The organism is uncultured Corynebacterium sp., from assembly GCF_947253065.1.
Classification (GTDB): Bacteria; Actinomycetota; Actinomycetes; order Mycobacteriales; family Mycobacteriaceae; genus Corynebacterium.
On sequence record NZ_CAMXWS010000005.1, the window covers coordinates 38,205 to 58,480 of the forward strand.

Here is a 20,276-nt window from a genome sequence, read left to right on the forward strand (position 1 = left end):
GTAAGCGAACGGGAGGGGGTGTTTTGTTTTTCGCGCTGATAAAGTGATGTGCCGTGACTTCTAACCCGCAGTACCGTCCCCGTCCCGCACGCCGCAAGCGTGCAGAGGAAGAAAGCACCACCCCCTGGTACATCGAGATCCCCGTGGTCATCCTGTTGACCTTGGCGTTGATCTTTGTGCTGCAGACTTTCGTGGGTCGCGTCTACCTCATTCCGTCGGCGTCGATGGAGCCGACGCTGCACGGTTGTGACGGCTGCAACGGTGACCGCATTTTCGTGCAGAAGCTCAGCTACTACTTCTCCGACCCGGAGCCAGGCGATGTCGTCGTCTTCGAGGGCACGCCGTCATGGAACACAGATTATGTGTCTAACCGTTCCGATAATTCGTTTGTGGCCGGGCTGCAGCAGCTCGGCTCGTACGTGGGCTTGGTCGCGCCGGATGAGAATGACTTGGTGAAGCGCGTCGTGGCTACAGGTGGCCAGACTGTCTCGTGCCAGGCGGGCGACCCGTCGGTCATGGTCGATGGAAAGCCGACGGACCAGTCCTTCATTCTTGACCCGCCCGCAAATCCGGCTGTGGGTGAGGATGGCTCCGCGGAGTGCGGCGGCAAGTTCTTCGGTCCGCTCACGGTGCCGGAAGGAAATATCTTCGTCATGGGTGACAACCGCACCAATTCCGCTGACTCGCGTTACCACTCAGGTGATGAATTTCAGGGCACGATCCCCGTGGACAATGTGCGCGGCAAGGTCTCCTTCATTATTCTGCCGTTGACCCGCATCGGGCCGGTGAAGAACGGCGACGTCGAACTCCAGCAGCAGTAACGTCGCATATGCGCAGGCTCAAACAGCTGCGCACCTACGAGGTCGCGCTGGACAAAGCAGGTCTCGGGCCTGTCGCGGGGATCGATGAAGCAGGGCGCGGCGCATGTTTCGGTCCCATCACCATCGCGGCGTGTGTCCTCCCGCCGCAGCCGATCGCAGCGCTTGAAGGGCTCACCGATTCCAAGAAGCTCACGCCGAAGAGGCGGGAGGAGCTTTATGAGGTGGTCGTCGATAAGGCGCTCGCGCACACTGTCGTGCATATTTCCGCAGCGGATATTGACCGACGTGGCATCCAAAACGCCAACCTCGACGGTGCACGCCGCGCGATCGCCACGCTCGACATCGCCCCCGGCTACGTGCTTGTCGACGCCTTCTATGTCCCCGGCCTCACCTCACCCCAACTGCCTGTCATCGGTGGCGATTACACCGCCCGCTGCATCGCCGCTGCGAGTGTGCTGGCCAAAGTGAGCCGCGACCGGTTGGTGACGGAAATGGGGGATAGGTACCCGGGGTATGGCGTCGATAAGCACAAAGGCTATTCCACGCGCGCGCACATGGACGCGGTGCGCCGTCACGGTGCGAGTGCTGAGCATCGCTACACTTATGCCAACGTTGCTGCCGCCCACGAGAAATACCTGAGGAGCATCCACGATGAGCGCTGAGGACCTGGACAATTACGAGGCCGAGGTCGAGCTGTCCCTGTACCGCGAATACCGCGATGTGGTCAGTCAATTCTCGTACGTGGTGGAGACGGATCGCCGCTTCTACCTGGCCAATGCCGTCGAGCTCATCCCGCACACTGAAGGCAAGGACGTCTACTACGAAGTCCGCATGTCTGATGCGTGGGTGTGGGACATGTACCGCGCCGTCCGTTTCGTGCGCTACGTGCGTGTGATCACGTACAAGGACGTCAACATCGAGGAGCTGGATAAGCCTGAGATGGTCATCCCCGACTAGTTTTTCGCTTCTCGACGGATCCTTCCGCCCCTTCCCCTCGTCTAACTAAGTGCAACCACTTAATAGACAGAGGGGATTTTTCATGACCATCACACAAGACCAATATGCGCTGGGTGTGTGCGGTGAATCGAGCGTGGCCGCCTGGTACGAGGAAATGGGCTATGAGATAGTCCAACTGCGTTATCGCGCCCGCAGGGGAGAGGTCGATGTGATCGCGCGGACTCCCGGCGGAACCATTGTTTTCGTCGAAGTGAAAACCCGCCGTGGCCGGAGTTTCGGCGCTGTGGAAGCGGTGACCGCAACGAAGCTGCAACGGATCCGCGCGGCCGCTTCGCAATGGCTTTCTGAAAACACGAGCGGTTACGTCGACGTGCGCTTCGATGTCGTCGAGGTGCTTTTCGACGGCGTCAACGTCTCCTCCCGCATGTACCAGGGGGTCGATGATGCCGCTTGCTAGTACTTTTTCCGCGACCGTTGAGGGAATTGGTGCGCACCGCGTCACTGTTGAGGCGAATGTCGGCCCTGGCTTGCCAGGCATGCACATCGTGGGCTTGGGTGATAAAGCAGTCGGCGAATCTCGTGATCGGATCCGCACAGCTGTAGCGAATTCAACACTGCCGTGGCCACGCACCAAGATCATGGTGTCTTTGTCGCCGGCGAATCTTCCTAAATCGGGCTCTCAATTCGATCTTGCTGTGGCCCTGGCGGTGTTGGCCAGCATGGATCCGCGTGCCGAGCGTCGTCTCAAGCGCAGCCTCATCGTTGGTGAGCTCGGCCTGGGCGGCCAGTTGCGGCGCGTGGACGGCATCCTCCAAATCATTCTGGAAGCCCTCAAAGACATCGAGCATGTGATCATTCCTGCTGAGAATGCCACCGAAGCTGCCTTGGTCGGGCACCCGTCCGTGAAGACTGCTCGGAGCTTGACCGAGGCGTGGCAGTGGGCGACCGGGGAGCGGGAATTGCCAGGTTTGGAGACCATCACGCACACCGTGCAGCCCGCTTTCGTGCCGGATTTTCGTGACATCGTCGGCCAGGAGCGTGAACGCTACGCGATGGAAGTCGCCGCAGCTGGCGCCCACCACGTGTTCATGACCGGCTCGCCAGGGTCAGGGAAGTCGATGCTGGCGGAAAGACTCCCGTCGATCCTGCCGGATCTCTCACCCCAACAAGTCGTCGAAGCCACCGCGATCCATTCGATCTCTGGGAATTCCACTGGTGAAGTGATCATGCAAGCACCCTTTGTGGCGCCGCACCCTTCACTCGGGCGGGCAGCGCTGATCGGCGGTGGCTCCGGCATTCCACGTCCCGGCGCGGTCAGTCATGCGCACCACGGCGTGTTGTTTCTCGACGAAGTCAGTGAGATCGACGCGCACACTCTCGATTCCCTCCGCGTCCCGTTAGAAAAAGGCGAAGTCCGCCTCACTCGTGCGCGCCGAGAAGTTGTCTACCCAGCTGATTTTCAACTGGTCATGGCTGCCAATCCGTGCCGGTGTGGAGTGGATAATGCGGCGAAATGCACGTGTTCGTCGGCAGATCGGGCGAGGTACCTCCGCAATATTTCTGGTCCGCTGCGTGACCGGGTGGATATCTTCCTGACCACGTCCAGCGTCGGTGCGGTGGTCGCGCCCTCTGATACGGAGGTCAACGAGTCTTCTGCAACGATTGCTCAGCGCGTACTGGCTGCCCGGGACCGCGCTGCGTACAGGTGGGCGCGCGCAGGTCTGAGCACGAGGACGAATGCGCGTGTCCCCGGGGCAGTGCTGCGCCGTGATTTCCCCGCGAATAAAGAGGGCATGAGCGTGATCAGTAAGAAGCTTGCGGATGGTCAGCTCACTCAACGAGGCGTCGACCGGGTCTTGAAGTTGGCGTGGACAGTGGCGGATCTAGGGGGCGTCGATAAGCCGCGTCTTGCTGAGGTGATGGACGCCCTTGACTTGCGCGCCAAGCAGGAAGCGGGGGTGCTGGCATGAGCTCGCTTGAATCCTGGGCATACCTGAACCGTGTGGTCGAGGGGCCGAACCGGCACGTGCAAGCGTTGCTGGCGGCCGGGCGCGACGCCGATGAAATCGCCCACGGCATCCGCACACGTGCCAGCTGGCTCGGCGAACTTGGGCCCGCGACCGAAGCGCGCTACACCTGGGACCAGCCCGCTGAAGACCTCGCCGCTGCACAACGCGAGGGCTACACCTTGCTCACTCCGCGCTCGCACGAGTGGCCGCAAGAAGCTATCGACGCCTCCTTCACCGCCGCCCACGCCAAAGCGGAAAAGCTTCCCTCTGACGCCTATCCGCCGCACGCCTTGTGGGTGCGCGGAAACACCAACCTTGCACAACTTTTTGCCAGTGCAGTCGGGATCGTGGGCACTCGCGCCGCATCGGCGTATGGGCACCACGCCACCGCAGACCTGTGCACGGGACTCGTGAGGCACCAGCACACGATCGTCTCCGGCGGTGCTTTGGGGATCGATACCGTGGCGCACACGACCGCGCTGGATGCTGGGGGAGCCACTGTTGTCGTCGCTGCCTGCGGTGCCGGGCAGGTCTATCCGCGGCGTAATGAAGGGCTATTTGACAGGATCGCTGCGGAAGGCGGTGCGATTATTACTGAATACCCGCCAGGCGTCACACCGGATCGGCACCGTTTTCTCACCCGCAACCGTCTCGTTGCAGCTTTGACGCAGGGCACCATCGTTGTGGAAGCAGCGTTTCGGTCAGGTGCACTGAACACGCTCAAATGGGTCGAAGCCTTCAAGCGCGTAGGCATGGCTGTGCCCGGGCCGATCCTGGGGCCGGGCTCGTTGGGGACGAACCTGGCCATCCGCGACGGGCGTGCCAACATGGTCTTGAGTGCCGACGACGCCCACGAACAACTCAGCCCCATTGGCACATCGGATGTCGACGGCCAGTACGAAATTGACTTTGCTGCCGACGCGATCCAGAAGCTCTCTCGCAATGAGCTACGCGTCTACGATTCGCTCCCGCTCACCGACACCGGTGGACTCGAAGCCAGCTACGTAGCCCAAGCATGCGGGTTCAGCATCGGACTGACCGTGCATCTGCTCATGGACCTCTCCGGCAAGGGGCTGGTCGCCAGGACTGGGCAGGTCTGGCGACGCGTGTAGCCAACGCCAACCAAACCCGCCGAACTATACTGCCGCGCAGACACCTTCTTTCAGGAGAGGGGTCGGTGCGGCAGTTTTTCAATATTTCTCAAACAGGGCAGGCGGACGTGGCAGAGCGGATCACACAGCTCGAAGCAGCGATCGATGACTTTGCTGACTACGCGCTGCTGGTCAAAGGGCGCTCCGCGGCGACAGTGAAGGGGTACCGCAGCGACCTGCGCACACTGGTGCCTTTTGTAGAGACTTTCGCCGACTTCACACTGCCCAATCTCAGGTCCTGGCTGGCTAGCGCGATGCGTGAGGGGCTTGCGCGTTCCACGATGGCGCGACGCACCGCGGCCGCGCGCGCTTTTTCCACGTGGGCCTATGAACGCGGGCACCTCGCCTCGGACGTCGCGGCGCGACTGGCCACGCCCCAGGTGAACCGCCACCTGCCAGACGTGGTCACCCCAGTACGCGCCGGGCAGCTCGTCGAAGCGCAGATCAACGCGGACACCGACTCGCCTGAAGCCGCGCGCGACCGTGCGATGCTCGAGCTCCTCTACGCCACTGGCATGCGTGTTGCGGAACTCACCGGCCTCAACATGGCAGACATTGATGCTTCTCGACGCCTCGCCCGCGTCACCGGCAAAGGCAACAAACAACGCGTCGTCCCCTTCGGCGAGAACGCTGCGACGGCGATTGAGGCGTGGCAGGACAGGCGCGGGGAATTACTCAAATCACGCGACGAGACTGCTCTCTTCCTCGGTTCCCGTGGTGGGCGTATTGACCAACGCCAAGTCCGTCGCGTCGTGGAGCGCGCTGCCCAGCGCACAGGCGACAGTGACTTAAGCCCCCACGCCCTTCGCCATAGCGCTGCAACGCACATGCTCGAAGGGGGAGCGGACCTGCGCGTTGTCCAGGAGCTGCTTGGGCATTCGTCGCTTCAGACCACACAGATCTACACCCACGTTTCGGCGCAGCGCCTCAAGAGCGTGTACGACCAGGCGCATCCACGGGCTTGAGGCGGATCGGGGGAGCGTCGAGCAGCGAGAGCGGATTGATATAAGAATCCTTTCCCGTCAACGCACCCCAGTGCAGACCAGCGTGATCACCCGCAGGTGGTGCCATCCGTCCGATCGGATCGCCTTCTGTTACACGGTCGCCGACCTTCACAATGGCGTGCACCGGCTGATATGTCGTCCGGATCCCATCAGCATGATCCACCGAGACCACCGGCACGCCCGCCACTACGCCAGTAAAAGCCACCACACCGTCCTCCGCGGACACGATTGTCTGCCCCGTCCGCGCCGCCAGATCAACGCCACGATGCCCAGGCAGCCAGTTCTTCTCCGGGATATCTGCACGCCGCGTCACATTGCTCGCATGCGCTTCCCCCGTCACCGGATCCACATACGCCCACGCCGGCGGAGCTGAGCCCAACAAAGCAAGAAAAACAGTCAACACACAGGAGCGCGGTAAAAAATGCGAAGTTTTCATGGTGCTCATTGTGGCGGGGAGGGGGACCACGGGGCGTCGATAAGCGAAATGCCTGTGGATAACTCCCCGCGCGCCGCGAATTGGCGCACACCCAGCAACGATGTAAGCTTGGTGCCCAGCAGTGTGTCCGCTCTGGAGGCACTGACTACGCGCGGCGAAAATGCCTGGTCACAGCTGTGGCAGGGTGCTGCACTCCGCAACGGTCCTCCCACGCAACGTGGAAGGCGCGGATCCAGCTCGCCGCTAGGGTGTGGGCAAAACCCGCACAAACTGTAAGAAACCGAACAACTTTAACTCCCAAGGAGACATTCCCATGGCAGTCGTAACCATGCGTGAACTCCTCGACGCAGGTGTCCACTTCGGCCACCAGACGCGTCGTTGGAACCCGAAGATGCGTCGCTTCATCTTCACCGACCGCAACGGCATCTACATCATCGACCTGCAGCAGACGCTGACCTACATCGATGAGGCATACGAATTCGTCAAGGAGACCGTCGCACACGGCGGCACCATCCTCTTCGTTGGTACCAAGAAGCAGGCTCAGGAGCCGGTCCAGGAAGAGGCCGAGCGCGTGGGCATGCCGTACGTCAACCACCGCTGGCTCGGCGGCATGCTGACCAACTTCCAGACCGTTTCCAAGCGCCTTGCCCGCATGAAGGAACTGCAGGCAATGGACGCAGCCGAGGACGGCTACGCAGGTCGCGGCAAGAAGGAAATCCTCATGCTCACCCGCGAGCGCACCAAGCTCGAGCGCGTGCTGGGTGGCATTTCCGACATGACCAAGACCCCGTCCGCTCTGTGGATCGTCGACACCAACAAGGAGCACATCGCTGTCTCCGAGGCGCAGAAGCTGCGCATTCCGGTTGTTGCAATCCTGGACACCAACTGCGACCCGGACCTCGTCGACTACCCGATCCCGGGCAACGACGACGCAATCCGCTCCGTCAAGCTGCTCACCCACATCGTGGGCGAGGCAGTTGTTGCTGGTAAGCAGCAGCGCGAGGAGCGTCAGCTGGCTAAGGCCCGCGAGGCAGCCGGCGACGCACCAGCCGAGCAGGCAGCACAGCCGGAGACCCCGGCAGCTGAGGCAACCGAGAAGACCGAGGCAGCCCCGGCCGAAAAGGCTGAGGCAGACAAGTAAGTCGACTCCGCTTCACCAACGATGACGGCGCAGGCTTAATCGCCTCGCCGACATCACGCAGCAGCCCCCGCGTCCCCACCACGACGTCCTAATTTCATGTCAGGACGCGGGTCGCGGGGGCTTTTGCTTGCGACATGACAGCACGGACTGCCGCGGCGCGGTTAGTCCACTACGCTGTCAGATGACCTTTACACAATCTTTAGTCCCACTTACGAGGAGGGTCGCCCAACTATGGCGAACTACACCGCTGCAGACGTGAAGAAGCTGCGCGAAACCACCGGTTCCGGCATGCTCGACTGCAAGAAGGCCCTGGAGGAATCGGCCGGCGATTTCGAGAAGGCTGTTGAGATCCTGCGCATCAAGGGTGCAAAGGACGTGGGCAAGCGCGCTGAGCGCAACGCTCTCGAGGGCCTCGTTGCTGTTTCCGGCAACACGATCGTGGAGATTAACTCCGAGACCGACTTCGTGGCTAAGAACGACGAGTTCAAGCAGCTTGCCGACGATATCGCTGCAGGCGCTGCCGCCGTCAAGGCCAACACCCCGGAGGAGCTCGCTTCCGCTGATGTCAAGGGCCAGACCGCTGAGGACGCTCTTCAGGCTCTGTCCGCCAAGATCGGCGAGAAGCTGGAGCTGCGTCGTGCCGCCACCATCGAGGGCGACAAGGTCGAGGTGTACCTGCACCAGAAGGCTGCTGACCTGCCGCCGGCTGTTGGCGTGCTCGTCGCTTACACCGGTGACAGCGCTGAGGCTGCACACCAGGTCGCTCTGCAGATCGCTGCGATGAAGGCTCGTTACCTGTCCAAGGAGTCCATCCCGGCTGACGTCGTCGAGAAGGAGCGTGCAGTCCAGGAGGAGATCACCCGCGGCGAGGGCAAGCCGGAGGCTGCGATCGAGAAGATCGTCGAGGGCCGTCTGGGTGGCTTCTTCAAGGATGTCGCTCTGCTTGAGCAGCCGTCCCTGGCTGATTCCAAGAAGACCGTCCGTCAGTTCGCTGAGGAGAACGGCATTGAGGTCACTGACTTCATCCGCTTCGAGGTTGGCCAGCAGTAAGCATTAGCTTGCACGAAGGATCTCGGTTGCACCGCTTATCGACGGTGGACTGAGATCCTTTTCTTTTGCCGCCCCCACATCACGCTAGAATCGGTTGATGAATTTTCGCAGCTTTAATTAAGGAGTTTTCGGTGACCGACCACGGGACTGTCAACAGCAACGACACGGATTCCACGAGCCGCCACGGGTATAAGCGCGTCATGTTGAAGCTCGGTGGCGAGATGTTCGGCGGTGGCAATGTCGGCATCGACCCGGATGTGGTTGAGAACGTGGCGAAGCAGATCGCTGAAGTCGTCGAGCAAGGTGCCGAGGTCGCTGTGGTCATCGGTGGCGGCAATTTCTTCCGTGGTGCGCAGCTCTCGCAGCGTGGCATGGACCGCGCTCGCTCGGACTACATGGGCATGCTCGGCACCGTGATGAATTGTCTGGCGCTGCAGGACTTCCTGCAGCAGTTGGGTGTCGATTGCCGTGTGCAGACGGCGATCAACATGGCGCAGATCGCGGAGCCGTATTTGCCGCTGCGTGCTGCCCGTCACTTGGAGAAGGGACGTGTTGTCATCTTCGGTGCGGGCATGGGTATGCCGTACTTCTCCACCGACACCACGGCTGCGCAGCGTGCCCTGGAGATCGGCTGCGAGGTGCTCTTGATGGCCAAGGCCGTTGATGGCGTGTACTCCGATGACCCGCGCACCAACCCGGACGCGGAGTTCTACAGCGAGATCAGCCCGCGTGAGGCGATTGAGAAGGGTCTTAAGGTCGCCGATGCCACCGCCTTCAGCCTGTGCATGGACAATAAGATGCCGATTTTGGTGTTCAACCTGCTCAAGGAAGGCAATATCGCTCGTGCGGTGTCGGGTGAGCAGATCGGCACGCTCGTTCAGTAAATGTTAACTGCAGCTGCCATGGGCGCGGGTGCTGTCATCCCCGCCCAAACCGCGGTGAATGCACGTCTGCGCGCCAGTATTGGTGCGCCGATTCCCGCGGCGTTCATTTCGTTTCTGATCGCGTTCGTCTGCGCTGTTGTTCTCGCTGGAGTCTTGGCGCTGACAACAGGACCGTCGATTGACCTCACGCAAGCTTTTGGCGAGCCGTGGTGGGTGTGGATCGGCGGCCTCATGGGCGTCATCTTCATCACCGGCAACGTGATCTTGTTCCCCAAGATCGGCAGTGTGGAAACGGTCGTCCTGCCGATTCTGGGGCAGGTGATCATGGCATTGGTGATCGATAATTTCGGTCTCTTTGGTGCTGCGGTCACACCGGTGAATTTTGCTCGCGTACTCGGTGCCTTGATCGTCGTGGCAGGCATCGTCCTTGTTCACGTGGTGGGCAAGGATGCCACAGCGACAGGGGACACGCACGCTCCTGGTGCCCTCGCCGCGTGGCGAGCCTTCGGCGTCTTCATGGGCATGTGCTCTGCCAGCCAGACCGCCGCGAACGGCTATCTCGGCGAAGTCCTGGGCAGCTCCATTCAGGCGGGCGCTGTCAATCTTGGCGTCGGCGTGACGCTGCTCTTCCTGCTCAGCATTCTGTTGAAGGATTCCCGCACGGCTCTCCTTTCCGGCATTGAGCCTGGCCCGTGGTGGATGTGGCTCGGCGGTGTCTTCGGCGCGATCTTCGTGGTGGGAGCAGCGACATTGTCACCGCTGATCGGCACGGGCGCGACCGTCATCGGAATTCTGGCAGGCACGATTCTCGCAGGCCAGATCATTGAGAGGTTCGGTCTCTTCGGGGCTCCACGCAGCGTGCTTAAGCCGGTGCGTGTGCTGGGCCTCGTGCTTGTCTTCGCGGGCGCAGTGCTAGTCCGCGCGCTGTAGTTTCCAATCAGACACGATCGGCTCGACCACTGAAGCACATTCAAGCACCGTCGCATCGTCGACCGTGATCCCACCAATCTGAACTGGTCCGACGGCGATCGCGGGAGCACCCGTCAGGTTGAATAGGGAACCCCAAGGTGACCATTGCGTCTGGGCCTCGAAGCTGTCGGCAGGAGACAGCGATGGGAAGAACCCCAACGGCGGGGGATCGGTGGTGATCATGGGGGTGAGCACGACATCGACACCCCACTGCATACGCAGGATTTCCGGCAACGCAGCAATATGGCGAGCGGCTTCCGCGAGTTGGGTGCGCGAGACTGCCCGGCCTTGGTTGCGCAGCCACGCGATATAGGCGCTATCAAAAGGATCCGCATCGGCGAAGGCATGCTTGATGCGCGTCGAGAAGTGCTGGTAAGTCTGCGTCGCGCCGGCATAGGGCGTGAGCTCGCGGACGTCGCACACATCGGACAAGGCCTCGGCGACGCGCTCCACCACAGCGATACGATCAGCAGCCACGTGCGCATCCGGGGTGAATAGGGGAGCAGTGAGTACGCCGACGGTCAACCCTTCAAGGTCGCGGGATCCGCAGCCCCACACGGCAATTTGGTCAGCGACGGTCGCGGTGATGAACCCATCGACGGACTCCGCGACACCGCCAGGTTTGAAGCCCACCACCTCGCACGCAGCAGCGGGCACGCGCAAGGAGCCACCTGCGTCGCTGCCGTGGGCGGCGCGGCACAATCCTTCAGCTACAACCACAGCCGCACCCGTTGACGACCCACCCGGCGTGCAGCCGGGATAGGCGGGGGAGGACAAGAGCGGAAGATCTTCCCGCTCGGCATAGATCGTCGCGCCCAGCTCCGATGTCACGGTTTTGCCGCGCACCACGGCACCTTCGCGCAACATCCATTCCACAAAAGGGCTCGTCTTTTGCGCTTCTCGACGCCTCCTCGGACTACCCCAACCCGTCGGCCACCCCGCCACATCTGCAGTGTCCTTGGCAGGGATAATCCACCCATCAAGCCGGCCGCCCGGAACGCGCGGGGCAGGTGAGTCAGCGAGGTAAGAAAAAGCGGGATGCATGGCAAGTGACAGTGTAGGAGGAGGGGCGTTCGTCGATAAGCAATGCGCTGCTAAATTGGATGAAGACATAGCGAAAGGATGACAACATGATCGACGACGTACTTCTCGACGCCGAGGACCGCATGACCAGCTCCGTAGAGCACACCCGCAACGAACTGGTCACCATCCGTACCGGACGCGCCAACCCGGCAATGTTCAACGGTGTTGTGGCCGATTTCTACGGCGCACCCACCCCGATCAACCAGATGGCTACCGTTTCTGTCCCGGAGCCACGCATGCTGATCATCAAGCCGTTCGACCCGTCCACCATGGGCGAAATCGAGAATGCGATCCGCAATTCCGACCTGGGTGTCAACCCGACTGACGACGGTCACGTCATCCGTGTCACCATCCCGCAGCTCACCGAAGAGCGCCGCCGTGACCTGGTCAAGCAGGCCAAGGCGAAGGGCGAAGACGGAAAGATCGCTATCCGCAACGTTCGTCGTTCCGGCATGGACGCGCTGAAGAAGATCCAGAAGGACGGCGACGCAGGCGAGGACGAGGTCAACGCAGCAGAGAAGGAGCTGGACAAGACCACCTCCAAGTACGTCGACGAAATCGACGAGCTGGTTTCCCGCAAGGAAGCCGAGCTGCTCGAGGTTTAAGCAGTGACGAATTCGCGGCAGGACGGGGAGCGTGACGACGTAGCGTCGAAACGCGTTCGCGTGCTGCGCCCCAAAAACTCTGCTGGCCGAAACCTGCCTGTCGCCATCGCTGTTGGCGTTGCGCTGGCAGCACTCGTGCTCGTGGCCATCTACGTTGGCCCCGCCATGTGGTACCCGGTGGTGTGCGCCGCCGTTGGTCTGGCGATGTGGGAAGTGCTCACTCGACTCCGCGAGGCCGGATACGGCGTGTACCGCTTCGTGGTCATCGTGCTCGGCCAATGCATGATCATCTCAACCTGGCAGTTCGGCTATCCCGGGTTGCTCGCGACCTTCACCGTCAGTGCGCTAATGATCATGTTCGCGCGGCTATTCTTCCATGGGCGACACACCCCGCCGCGCAACTATGTGCGCGATACGGCGGTGAGCATCTTCATCCTTGTTTGGATCGGGCTGTTCGGCTCATTCGCCGCGATGATCTCCAGGCTGGAGACCGGCAGTGCGGCTGGCAGTCACTTCATCGTGACGTTCATGCTGTGCGTTGTTGCCTCCGATGTCGGCGGATATGTCACTGGCGTGCTGTTCGGCTCCCACCCGATGGCACCTGCGGTGAGTCCGAAGAAATCGTGGGAAGGCTTCGCCGGCTCCGTGAGTTTCGGCGCCATCGCCGGTGTGCTCAGCGGTATCTATCTGTTGGGCAGCCCGTGGTGGGCGGGACTCGTGTTCGGCCTTGGCATCGTCGTGTGCGCGACCTTGGGCGATCTGGTGGAAAGCCAATTCAAACGCGAGCTTGGGCTCAAGGACATGTCGCGGATGATCCCGGGCCACGGTGGTCTCATGGATCGCCTCGACGGCATCCTGCCTGCAGCGGCAGCGACGTGGCTGCTGATGAACGTCGTGGTTCTGTAGCCACCGTGGATTAGAAAACCGCGGTGCGACGTGCCAGAATAGGGCACGTCATGAGTGATTTTCCGAAGATCCAGTTGCTCTCGCCTAAGCGCGGGATGCCCCCGAAGCACTTCGCGGACCTGAACAAGCAGGAGCGTATCGACGCATTAGCCGAGCTCGGCCTGCCCAAATTCCGCGCCGATCAAATTGCCCGCCACTACTACGGTCGCTTTGAGGCTGATCCGTCGACGATGACGGACCTGCCTGCTGCGCAGCGTGAACTGGTGAAGGACGCGCTCTTCCCGCGTCTACTCACGCCGGTCCGCAGCGTCGAGACCGACGAGGGCGATACCACCAAGACCCTGTGGCGCCTGCACGACGGCATTCTGCTCGAGTCTGTGCTGATGCGTTACCCGGGTCGTGCAACGCTGTGTATTTCTTCGCAGGCTGGCTGCGGCATGGCGTGCCCGTTCTGCGCGACCGGCCAGGGCGGTCTGGACCGCAACCTGTCTACGGCGGAGATCGTCGACCAGGTGCGTGCGGCTGCCGCGATGATGGAGGCTGAGGGTGGTCGCCTCACCAATGTCGTGTTCATGGGCATGGGTGAGCCGCTGGCTAATTACAACCGCGTGGTGTCGGCGGTGCGTCAGATTGTGTCGCCGTCGCCGGACGGCTTCGGAATTTCGCAGCGCAACGTGACGGTGTCCACGGTTGGCTTGGCGCCAGCGATCCGCAAGCTTGCCGACGAAGGCCTGAACGTCACCCTCGCTGTCTCCCTCCACACCCCTGACGACGAGCTGCGAGACACCCTCGTGCCGATGAATAACCGCTTCAGCGTCGAGGACGTGTTGACCGCTGCGCGTTATTACGCAGACCAGACTGGTCGCCGTGTGTCGATCGAGTACGCCTTGATCCGCGACATCAACGACCACGATTTCCGTGCGGACATGCTGGGGCGCAAGCTTCACGACGCATTGGGGCCACTGGTTCACGTCAACCTCATCCCGTTGAACCCGACACCGGGATCGAAATGGGATGCATCGCCACGTGAGCGTCAGGACGAGTTCGTTCGTCGAGTTATTGCTCAGGGCGTGACATGCACCGTGCGCGATACGAAGGGCCAAGAGATCGCTGCCGCGTGTGGCCAGCTCGCCGCAGACGAGAAGCAAACAGGCGCCTAAGACAACAAAAACGCTCCGGGGAGCAGTTCATTCACAACTCCCTGGAGCGTTTTTCTTATGTCTTTTTAGCGACCCTGCGATGCCGGATCAATGTTGAGCGCACGCAGCTGGCTCTCGGACAGTTCAGCGTAGCGACCGGTCATCGACTGCTGCTCGTAGGTCCAATTCGGCTCGACATGGCCCTCCGGCTTGTTGTGCGCGGTAAGCGTGCGCACCTGGGAGAGTTCCGGACGCAGCGCGAAGAGGATCAAGCCGATAGCGATCAGTGCGGCGGTGGCGACTAGCCAGATGGTCTCAACATGGCCGCGGTGGTTACCGAAGTTCATGCCAAGCAGGAACACCACGGAGATCCAGCCAGCGATCTGGATGGTCTTCGGGGTAAATTCGCTCCAGCCAAGCTTTGCCGACGGGACATCAGCTTCGGAAACACCGTTGTACACCTGGGGTGCATCGTCCTTAGCGCTCACAGCACACTCCTTGCGTGGAATCAGTTCTTGTTCATTATATTGGCACACCGCCTTTACTGCTTGCGATTCATCCCCCCGAAAGTCGATGGGGTGCCAACGTTTGTTTGACCCCGACAGGAATTACAGGGCCTCTGTGTGAGAATGGAACGGTGCGAAAAGTTCTCATTCTCGGTTCGACGGGCTCGATCGGTACGCAAGCATTAGAAGTGATCGCTGCTGCGCCAGAGCAGTTCAAAGTTGTTGGTATAGCTGCTGGCGGGTCTGATCCGCAAGCCACTATTGAGCAGGCGAGGGCTTTGGGGCTGAGGGGGGATCAGGTGGGCGTCGCAAAGCGTGCGTCTGCTGATGTCGTCGCGGAAGCTCTCGGCGAGCCTGTGCGGACCGGCGAGCATGCGGCGGAGGAGCTGGTGCGTGAGACGGACGCTGATGTCGTGCTCAACGCGCTCGTGGGCTCGTTGGGGCTGGCATCGACACTGGCGACGCTGGACAAGGGCGCGGTGCTCGCGCTGGCCAACAAGGAGTCGTTGGTTGCCGGCGGCGATCTAGTCACGGCAACCGGTGGCGAGATCGTCCCCGTTGATTCGGAGCATTCTGCGATGGCCCAATGCCTGCGCGCGGGCCGCGTAGACGAGGTGGACCGTTACGTGCTGACCGCTTCCGGCGGGCCGTTCCGCGGCTGGACGCGCGAACAAATGTGGGACGTCACGCCCGAGCAGGCCGCCGCGCACCCGACGTGGTCGATGGGGCAGATGAACACGCTGAACTCCGCGACGATGGTCAACAAAGGCCTCGAACTGATCGAGGCGACCCTGCTGTTTGGCATCTCCCCGGACATTATTGATGTGGTGGTGCATCCGCAGTCAATCGTGCACTCGATGATCACCTTCGTTGATGGTGCGACGATCGCGCAGGCGTCGCCGCCGTCGATGAAGATGCCGATCGCGCACGCGCTTGCGTGGCCAGGTCGCGTGGCTGGCGCGCAGCCGGCGCTCGACTTCCGGGAGGCGTCCGATTGGCGCTTCGAGCCGCTCGACGAGGAGGCGTTCCCCGCTGTGCGCCTCGCGCGTGAAGTTGCGGCGGCGCGTGGCACGTACCCGGCTGTGTACAACGCGGCCAACGAGGAGGCGGCTGCGGCGTTCCTCGCGGGTCGGATCCGCTTCCCTCAGATCGTGGACATCGTGGCGGAGGTGCTCGATTCAGCGTCGGATTTCGCGGTGGTACCGTCATCGTTCGACGAAATCGTCGAGGTGGAAACGCAGGCGCGGCGTCGCGCCAATTCGCTTATCGACGCCACCTCCTAAACCCAGAAAGCCCCCACCATGCCCGCATTTCTTTTCGGCATCGTTCTGTTCGCCGTGTGTATCGCGGTGTCGATCGCGCTGCATGAGGCTGGCCACATGCTCACCGCGAAGGCTTTTGGCATGCGGGTGCGGCGTTTCTATCTTGGCTTCGGCCCGACTGTCGCGTCGGTTAAGAAGGGCGAGACTGAATACGGTATTGCTGCGCTTCCCTTTGGCGGGTTTTGCGATATCGCGGGAATGACCGCGATGGATCCGCTGACCCCGGAAGAAGAACCTCGGGCGATGTACCGCAAGCCGTGGTGGCAGCGTGTGGCGGTGATGAGCGGTGGCATCGTGATGAACCTGCTACTGGGGTTCATGGTGATCTACTTGCTGGCGGTGTCATCGGGAATTCCGAACCCGTATGCGGACCGGACACCGACCGTAGGGGAGTTGAGCTGTACCTCTGACCAAGTCGATGAAACTTCGCTCGCTGAGTGTTCCGGTGATGGCCCCGCTGCAGCTGCTGGCATGCGCCCGGGCGATAAGGTCCTTGCGGTTGATGGCGAAGAACTCGAGTCGTTCGTGCAGTTGCGCGATTATGTCTTGGAGCGTCCGGGGCAAACCGTGGTTCTGGGCGTTGAGCGCGACGGTGCTGCTCTCGACGTGCCCGTGCAGGTCGATGAGGTCACCCGTTTGAACTCTGAAGGGCAGCCGTTTGCAGCAGGTGCGATCGGCATGTCGAGGGCCCCAGTGAAAGACGCGATGCGGCGCTTTGGCCCCGTTGAAGCAGTCCCGGCTGCAGGCCAGTTGTCGGGGGAGATGCTCAAAGCGAGCGTGCGGGGGTTGATGGAGTTCCCGGGGAAGGTGCCGGGCGTCGTTAAGTCTATTTTCGGTGCTGAGCGCGATGTGGAAGGCCCGATCAGCGTGATCGGCGCGTCCCGCACGGGCGGCGAATTGGTAGAGCAGAGCCAGTGGACGATCTTCTTCTCGCTGCTCGCGTCGCTGAATTTCTTCCTGGCGTTGTTCAACCTGGTGCCATTGCCACCGTTGGACGGTGGACATATCGTCGTGGTCCTGTACGAAGCGATCCGCGACCGCCTGCGTCGACTGCGTGGTCTTCCACCCGGCGGTCCGGTAAATTACGAAAAGCTCATGCCGCTGACCTACACGATGGCGGCGCTTCTCCTCGGCGTTGGTGTCCTAGTGATGATCGCCGATGTGACCAACCCCGTCCGCCTCTTCGGGTAACTCAAGCGTCGGCGGTGTTAATCTGGTGGCTATGAATCAACCTATCGGTTTGGGCATTCCGGAAGGGCCACCGCCGACGCTCGCGTCGCGTCGCAAGACCCGTCAGCTTTTCGTCGGTGATGTGGGGGTGGGGTCTGATCACCCGATTTCCGTGCAGTCGATGACGACGACGAAGACGCACGACATCAACTCGACCTTGCAGCAGATCGCGCAGCTGACGGCGACGGGCTGCGACATCGTGCGTGTTGCGTGCCCGAAGACGGTGGATGCGGAGGCGCTGCCGGCTATTGCGCAAAAGTCGCCAATCCCGGTGATTGCGGATATTCACTTCCAGCCGAAGTACATCTTCGCGGCTATCGACGCGGGCTGTGCCGCCGTGCGCGTCAACCCCGGCAACATCAAGGAATTCGACGGCCGTGTCAAGGAGGTCGCGAAGGCTGCGGGCGATGCGGGCATCCCGATCCGTATCGGTGTCAACGGTGGCTCGCTGGATAAGCGCCTGCTGGAAAAGTACGGCAAGGCGACCCCGGAGGCGCTCGTTGAGTCTGCGATCTGGGAGGCTGGCCTGTTCGAGGAGCACGGCTTCGGCGATATTGCGATCTCTGTGAAGCACTCGGACCCGGTCCTGATGGTTGAGGCGTATCGCCAGCTCGCGGAGAAGACGGATTACCCGCTGCACCTTGGTGTGACGGAGGCGGGCCCGAAGTTCATGGGCACGATCAAGTCTTCGGTCGCGTTCGGTGCTCTGCTTTCCCAGGGGATCGGCGACACCATCCGTGTTTCCCTGTCCGCTGATCCGGTGGAGGAGATCAAGGTCGGCGACCAGATTCTGCAGTCGATGAATCTGCGTCCGCGCAAGCTTGAGATCGTCTCGTGCCCGTCGTGTGGTCGCGCGCAGGTGGATGTGTACAAGCTGGCCGAGGAGGTCACCGCTGGCCTTGAGGGTATGGAGTACCCGCTGCGCGTCGCAGTGATGGGGTGCGTGGTCAATGGTCCGGGTGAGGCTCGTGACGCGGATCTTGGTGTCGCGTCGGGCAATGGTAAGGGCCAGATCTTCGTCAAGGGTGAGGTTGTGGAGACTGTGCCGGAGTCGAAGATTGTGGAGACGTTGATCGCTCACGCTGAGCGCATCGCGGAAGAAGAGGGTCTCGAGGGAATCGAGGGTGCTCGCGCGGAGGTCAAGGTTACAAAGTAGAATTTTTGGGTTCTGCGAGTGGCAGCGTCGGTAAGCGATCCGGCGCTGCTATTTTTACGCCCATGACATCACGGCTTTCGGCGTTTCTTGCGGTCCTTGCAATTGCGTTTGGGGCTGTTGCGTGCACGCCGAAGCCAAACCCCGCGGAGCCTGTCGCGGAGGAGTTCTTGGAGGCGCTGCAAGCTTTCAATTACGAAGCGATGGCAGCGCTTGTCGACGACCCCGCCAAAGCCTCCGACTCCCTTTCCCAGTCCGTTGGTGGTTTGCAGGCAGAGAGTGTGGCGGCGACGCTGAATAACGTCGACCAGCAGGAAAACCTGGCTACTGCGCACTACACGTTGGATTGGGTGCTGCCGCGGGACCGTCACGTGAAATATGACGCGTCGATGACGCTGACACAGCAAAACGACGACTGGACCGTGCGTTGGCAGCCGTCGATCCTGCACCCGCGCCTCGGCGCGAACCAGCACCTGGAGCTGCGGACGGTGCCAGCTGAGCAGGCGAGCGTTGTGTCCTCTGACGGTGTGGCGTTGCTCAGCCCGGGCGTGGCGTACCGCTTGCTGGTGGACACGAATGTGATGGGTGATACGGCGAATACTGCGGCGGCGATCTCGAATGCGCTTGCTGCAGCACACGAGAAAGACCCCGCGGTGCCCACGCGTGATGCTGGTGCCCTTGAAAAGGAGCTCTCGGATGCTTCCGGTGTCTACTCCGTGGCGATGGTTCCGTTGACGTCGCGTGAGGCTGTCGAAGGTGTGGTCGGCGGACTCGAGGGCGTGCGTTTGAATGAGGAAGCGTCCATGGTGGCCAACGATGCGACGTTCGCTCCTGACATCATGGCGCGCATCGGCGAGGAAGTCCGCACGGATTTAGAGGGGGATGCTGGCTGGAAGGTCGCGATTGTCAACGAGAACAAAAATGAGCTCGAGGACATTGAGCGTCACGACGCAGCACCGTCCCCGTCGATCACCATCAGCCTGTCCCACAAGGTCCAGACCGCCGCTGAAAAAGCGCTGGAGCCGATCAATGGGCAGAAGGGGATGATCGTGGCGATCAGGCCGTCAACAGGCGAAATCTTGGCTGTTGCGCAGACCAAAGCCGCCGATGAAGACGGCAACACCGCGATGATGGGACAGTACCCGCCCGGCTCGACGTTCAAGATTCTCACGTCCTACGCCGGACTTGAACGCCAGGAATTGACGCCAGACTCGATCGTTCCGTGCCCGGGCACCATGAATATCTACGGGCGCACCGTGACCAACTACGCCGGCTTCGGTATGGGAAATGTGCCGTTGGAAACCGCCTTCGCACGGTCCTGCAACACCACGTTTGCGGATATCTCGACGAAGTTGGCGCCGGGGGAGCTCAAGGACGTCGGAAAGCAATTTGGCTTGGGCGTTGACTACCAAATCGCTGGCCTTGAATCCTTGACTGGCTCCATCCCCGAAGGCGAGGAACCGCTCGACCGCACTGAAGCTGGCTACGGCCAGGGCCTCGACTTGGCCAGCCCGTTCGGCATGGCACTTGTTTCCGCAACCGCAGCGCACGGTTCCACCCCGATGCCGTACCTGATTTCCGGTCGTGACACGAAGCCCAGCGAGGACGTGCCCAAGCCTGACCCGCGCGCGATCGGCGAGCTGCAACGCATGATGCAAGCCGTGACAAATCCCGGTGGTACAGCAGCGGGCATGAGCGCCGGCGGCGACATTCGCGGCAAGACCGGCGAGGCTGAGATCAACGGTGGCTCGCACTCATGGTTCACCGGCTACCGCGATGATGACATTGCCTTTGCCACCCTCATCGTCCTCGGCGGTGGGTCTGAAGCTGCTGTCGCCGTCACCGATGCCATGCTGCGCAATATCGACGAAGCCGAAAGCCCCCGAGCCGAATAATTCCCGCAGCGGCAG

21 protein-coding genes are annotated in these 20,276 nt (G+C 61.7%); 18 read left to right on the forward strand and 3 right to left on the reverse strand.

The window, feature by feature from the left end:
* Positions 1-131 precede the first annotated feature (131 nt).
* The 7 genes from lepB to Q0X21_RS02395 all read left to right on the forward strand — a co-directional run bounded on the left by lepB (position 132) and on the right by Q0X21_RS02395 (position 5,903).
* Positions 132-821 (forward strand): signal peptidase I, encoded by a 690-nt coding sequence (gene lepB, locus Q0X21_RS02365; protein ID WP_297850150.1) that lies wholly within the window; start codon positions 132-134, stop codon positions 819-821.
* Between the two features lie 8 nt (positions 822-829).
* Positions 830-1,483 (forward strand): ribonuclease HII, encoded by a 654-nt coding sequence (locus Q0X21_RS02370; protein ID WP_297850090.1) that lies wholly within the window; start codon positions 830-832, stop codon positions 1,481-1,483.
* Positions 1,473-1,778, forward strand: coding sequence for a DUF2469 domain-containing protein (locus tag Q0X21_RS02375; RefSeq protein WP_297850091.1), 306 nt, complete (start codon positions 1,473-1,475; stop codon positions 1,776-1,778). Before Q0X21_RS02370 ends, Q0X21_RS02375 begins: the two co-directional genes overlap by 11 nt.
* A gap of 82 nt (positions 1,779-1,860) precedes the next feature.
* Entirely contained in the window at positions 1,861-2,235 is a 375-nt protein-coding gene (locus Q0X21_RS02380) for a YraN family protein (protein WP_297850092.1), read from the forward strand.
* Complete coding sequence (locus tag Q0X21_RS02385) at positions 2,222-3,748, forward strand: YifB family Mg chelatase-like AAA ATPase (protein ID WP_297850152.1); 1,527 nt, start codon at positions 2,222-2,224, stop codon at positions 3,746-3,748. The genes Q0X21_RS02380 and Q0X21_RS02385 overlap by 14 nt, the downstream gene beginning before the upstream one ends.
* On the forward strand, positions 3,745-4,899 hold the full coding sequence (gene dprA / locus Q0X21_RS02390) for a DNA-processing protein DprA (protein WP_297850093.1): 1,155 nt from the start codon (positions 3,745-3,747) through the stop codon (positions 4,897-4,899). The genes Q0X21_RS02385 and dprA overlap by 4 nt, the downstream gene beginning before the upstream one ends.
* Before the next feature lie 107 nt (positions 4,900-5,006).
* Positions 5,007-5,903 carry a tyrosine recombinase XerC gene (locus Q0X21_RS02395; protein ID WP_297850094.1) on the forward strand — a complete coding sequence of 299 codons (897 nt, stop codon included), beginning with the start codon at positions 5,007-5,009 and terminating at the stop codon, positions 5,901-5,903.
* Here Q0X21_RS02395 and Q0X21_RS02400 read toward each other — a convergent pair.
* Complete coding sequence (locus Q0X21_RS02400) at positions 5,866-6,378, reverse strand: M23 family metallopeptidase (RefSeq protein ID WP_297850095.1); 513 nt, start codon at positions 6,376-6,378, stop codon at positions 5,866-5,868. The genes Q0X21_RS02395 and Q0X21_RS02400 overlap by 38 nt on opposite strands.
* A gap of 313 nt (positions 6,379-6,691) precedes the next feature.
* On the opposite strand from Q0X21_RS02400, the gene rpsB reads away from it, so the two are divergent.
* From rpsB to Q0X21_RS02420, 4 genes are all read left to right on the forward strand, one after another.
* Positions 6,692-7,519 carry a 30S ribosomal protein S2 gene (rpsB, locus tag Q0X21_RS02405; protein WP_297850096.1) on the forward strand — a complete coding sequence of 276 codons (828 nt, stop codon included), beginning with the start codon at positions 6,692-6,694 and terminating at the stop codon, positions 7,517-7,519.
* 231 nt (positions 7,520-7,750) lie between these two features.
* Positions 7,751-8,569 (forward strand): translation elongation factor Ts, encoded by an 819-nt coding sequence (gene tsf, locus Q0X21_RS02410; protein WP_297850097.1) that lies wholly within the window; start codon positions 7,751-7,753, stop codon positions 8,567-8,569.
* 200 nt (positions 8,570-8,769) lie between these two features.
* On the forward strand, positions 8,770-9,453 hold the full coding sequence (gene pyrH / locus Q0X21_RS02415; RefSeq protein ID WP_297850154.1) for a UMP kinase: 684 nt from the start codon (positions 8,770-8,772) through the stop codon (positions 9,451-9,453).
* On the forward strand, positions 9,454-10,383 hold the full coding sequence (locus Q0X21_RS02420) for a DMT family transporter (protein ID WP_297850098.1): 930 nt from the start codon (positions 9,454-9,456) through the stop codon (positions 10,381-10,383).
* Here Q0X21_RS02420 and Q0X21_RS02425 read toward each other — a convergent pair.
* Positions 10,366-11,466: an amidase gene (locus Q0X21_RS02425; RefSeq protein WP_297850099.1), complete on the reverse strand. Its 1,101-nt coding sequence runs from the start codon at positions 11,464-11,466 to the stop codon at positions 10,366-10,368. The two genes, Q0X21_RS02420 and Q0X21_RS02425, sit on opposite strands and share 18 nt — an antisense overlap.
* 86 nt (positions 11,467-11,552) lie before the next feature.
* Here Q0X21_RS02425 and frr point away from each other — a divergent pair, with 86 nt between their 5' ends.
* Genes frr through rlmN form a run of 3 tightly spaced genes read left to right on the forward strand, consistent with a single transcriptional unit; the run spans position 11,553 to position 14,176 of the window.
* A complete protein-coding gene (gene frr / locus Q0X21_RS02430) occupies positions 11,553-12,110 on the forward strand; it encodes a ribosome recycling factor (RefSeq protein WP_297850100.1) in 558 nt (185 codons plus the stop codon).
* Between the two features lie 3 nt (positions 12,111-12,113).
* On the forward strand, positions 12,114-13,016 hold the full coding sequence (locus Q0X21_RS02435) for a phosphatidate cytidylyltransferase (protein WP_297850101.1): 903 nt from the start codon (positions 12,114-12,116) through the stop codon (positions 13,014-13,016).
* A 50-nt stretch (positions 13,017-13,066) separates the two neighbouring features.
* Positions 13,067-14,176, forward strand: a complete 1,110-nt coding sequence (gene rlmN / locus Q0X21_RS02440; RefSeq protein ID WP_297850102.1) for a 23S rRNA (adenine(2503)-C(2))-methyltransferase RlmN — start codon at positions 13,067-13,069, stop codon at positions 14,174-14,176.
* A gap of 65 nt (positions 14,177-14,241) precedes the next feature.
* Here rlmN and Q0X21_RS02445 read toward each other — a convergent pair whose 3' ends face one another.
* Positions 14,242-14,643, reverse strand: coding sequence for a DUF2631 domain-containing protein (locus Q0X21_RS02445; protein ID WP_297850103.1), 402 nt, complete (start codon positions 14,641-14,643; stop codon positions 14,242-14,244).
* A 149-nt stretch (positions 14,644-14,792) separates the two neighbouring features.
* Between Q0X21_RS02445 and dxr the strand changes: the two genes are divergently transcribed.
* The 4 genes from dxr to Q0X21_RS02465 all read left to right on the forward strand — a co-directional run bounded on the left by dxr (position 14,793) and on the right by Q0X21_RS02465 (position 20,261).
* A complete protein-coding gene (gene dxr, locus Q0X21_RS02450) occupies positions 14,793-15,944 on the forward strand; it encodes a 1-deoxy-D-xylulose-5-phosphate reductoisomerase (protein ID WP_297850105.1) in 1,152 nt (383 codons plus the stop codon).
* Between the two features lie 18 nt (positions 15,945-15,962).
* Positions 15,963-17,174, forward strand: a complete 1,212-nt coding sequence (locus Q0X21_RS02455; protein WP_297850106.1) for an RIP metalloprotease — start codon at positions 15,963-15,965, stop codon at positions 17,172-17,174.
* Positions 17,175-17,205: 31 nt separating this feature from the next.
* A complete protein-coding gene (gene ispG / locus Q0X21_RS02460; protein ID WP_297850108.1) occupies positions 17,206-18,369 on the forward strand; it encodes a flavodoxin-dependent (E)-4-hydroxy-3-methylbut-2-enyl-diphosphate synthase in 1,164 nt (387 codons plus the stop codon).
* Between the two features lie 62 nt (positions 18,370-18,431).
* On the forward strand, positions 18,432-20,261 hold the full coding sequence (locus Q0X21_RS02465; protein WP_297850109.1) for a penicillin-binding transpeptidase domain-containing protein: 1,830 nt from the start codon (positions 18,432-18,434) through the stop codon (positions 20,259-20,261).
* Positions 20,262-20,276: the final 15 nt, after the last annotated feature.

Bases quoted from the DNA above. Each gene is read 5' to 3' on its own strand.
- Q0X21_RS02420 (WP_297850098.1), top strand. From the start codon at position 9,454: ATGTTAACTGCAGCTGCCATGGGCGCGGGTGCTGTCATCCCCGCCCAA.
- Q0X21_RS02455 (WP_297850106.1), top strand. From the start codon at position 15,963: ATGCCCGCATTTCTTTTCGGCATCGTTCTGTTCGCCGTGTGTATCGCG.
- Q0X21_RS02375 (WP_297850091.1), top strand. From the start codon at position 1,473: ATGAGCGCTGAGGACCTGGACAATTACGAGGCCGAGGTCGAGCTGTCC.
- pyrH (WP_297850154.1), top strand. From the start codon at position 8,770: ATGTTGAAGCTCGGTGGCGAGATGTTCGGCGGTGGCAATGTCGGCATC.
- Q0X21_RS02425 (WP_297850099.1), bottom strand. From the start codon at position 11,466: ATGCATCCCGCTTTTTCTTACCTCGCTGACTCACCTGCCCCGCGCGTT.
- rlmN (WP_297850102.1), top strand. From the start codon at position 13,067: ATGAGTGATTTTCCGAAGATCCAGTTGCTCTCGCCTAAGCGCGGGATG.
- frr (WP_297850100.1), top strand. From the start codon at position 11,553: ATGATCGACGACGTACTTCTCGACGCCGAGGACCGCATGACCAGCTCC.
- ispG (WP_297850108.1), top strand. From the start codon at position 17,206: ATGAATCAACCTATCGGTTTGGGCATTCCGGAAGGGCCACCGCCGACG.
- Q0X21_RS02465 (WP_297850109.1), top strand. From the start codon at position 18,432: ATGACATCACGGCTTTCGGCGTTTCTTGCGGTCCTTGCAATTGCGTTT.
- Q0X21_RS02370 (WP_297850090.1), top strand. From the start codon at position 830: ATGCGCAGGCTCAAACAGCTGCGCACCTACGAGGTCGCGCTGGACAAA.
- dprA (WP_297850093.1), top strand. From the start codon at position 3,745: ATGAGCTCGCTTGAATCCTGGGCATACCTGAACCGTGTGGTCGAGGGG.
- tsf (WP_297850097.1), top strand. From the start codon at position 7,751: ATGGCGAACTACACCGCTGCAGACGTGAAGAAGCTGCGCGAAACCACC.
- Q0X21_RS02400 (WP_297850095.1), bottom strand. From the start codon at position 6,378: ATGAAAACTTCGCATTTTTTACCGCGCTCCTGTGTGTTGACTGTTTTT.
- Q0X21_RS02385 (WP_297850152.1), top strand. From the start codon at position 2,222: ATGCCGCTTGCTAGTACTTTTTCCGCGACCGTTGAGGGAATTGGTGCG.
- Q0X21_RS02380 (WP_297850092.1), top strand. From the start codon at position 1,861: ATGACCATCACACAAGACCAATATGCGCTGGGTGTGTGCGGTGAATCG.
- rpsB (WP_297850096.1), top strand. From the start codon at position 6,692: ATGGCAGTCGTAACCATGCGTGAACTCCTCGACGCAGGTGTCCACTTC.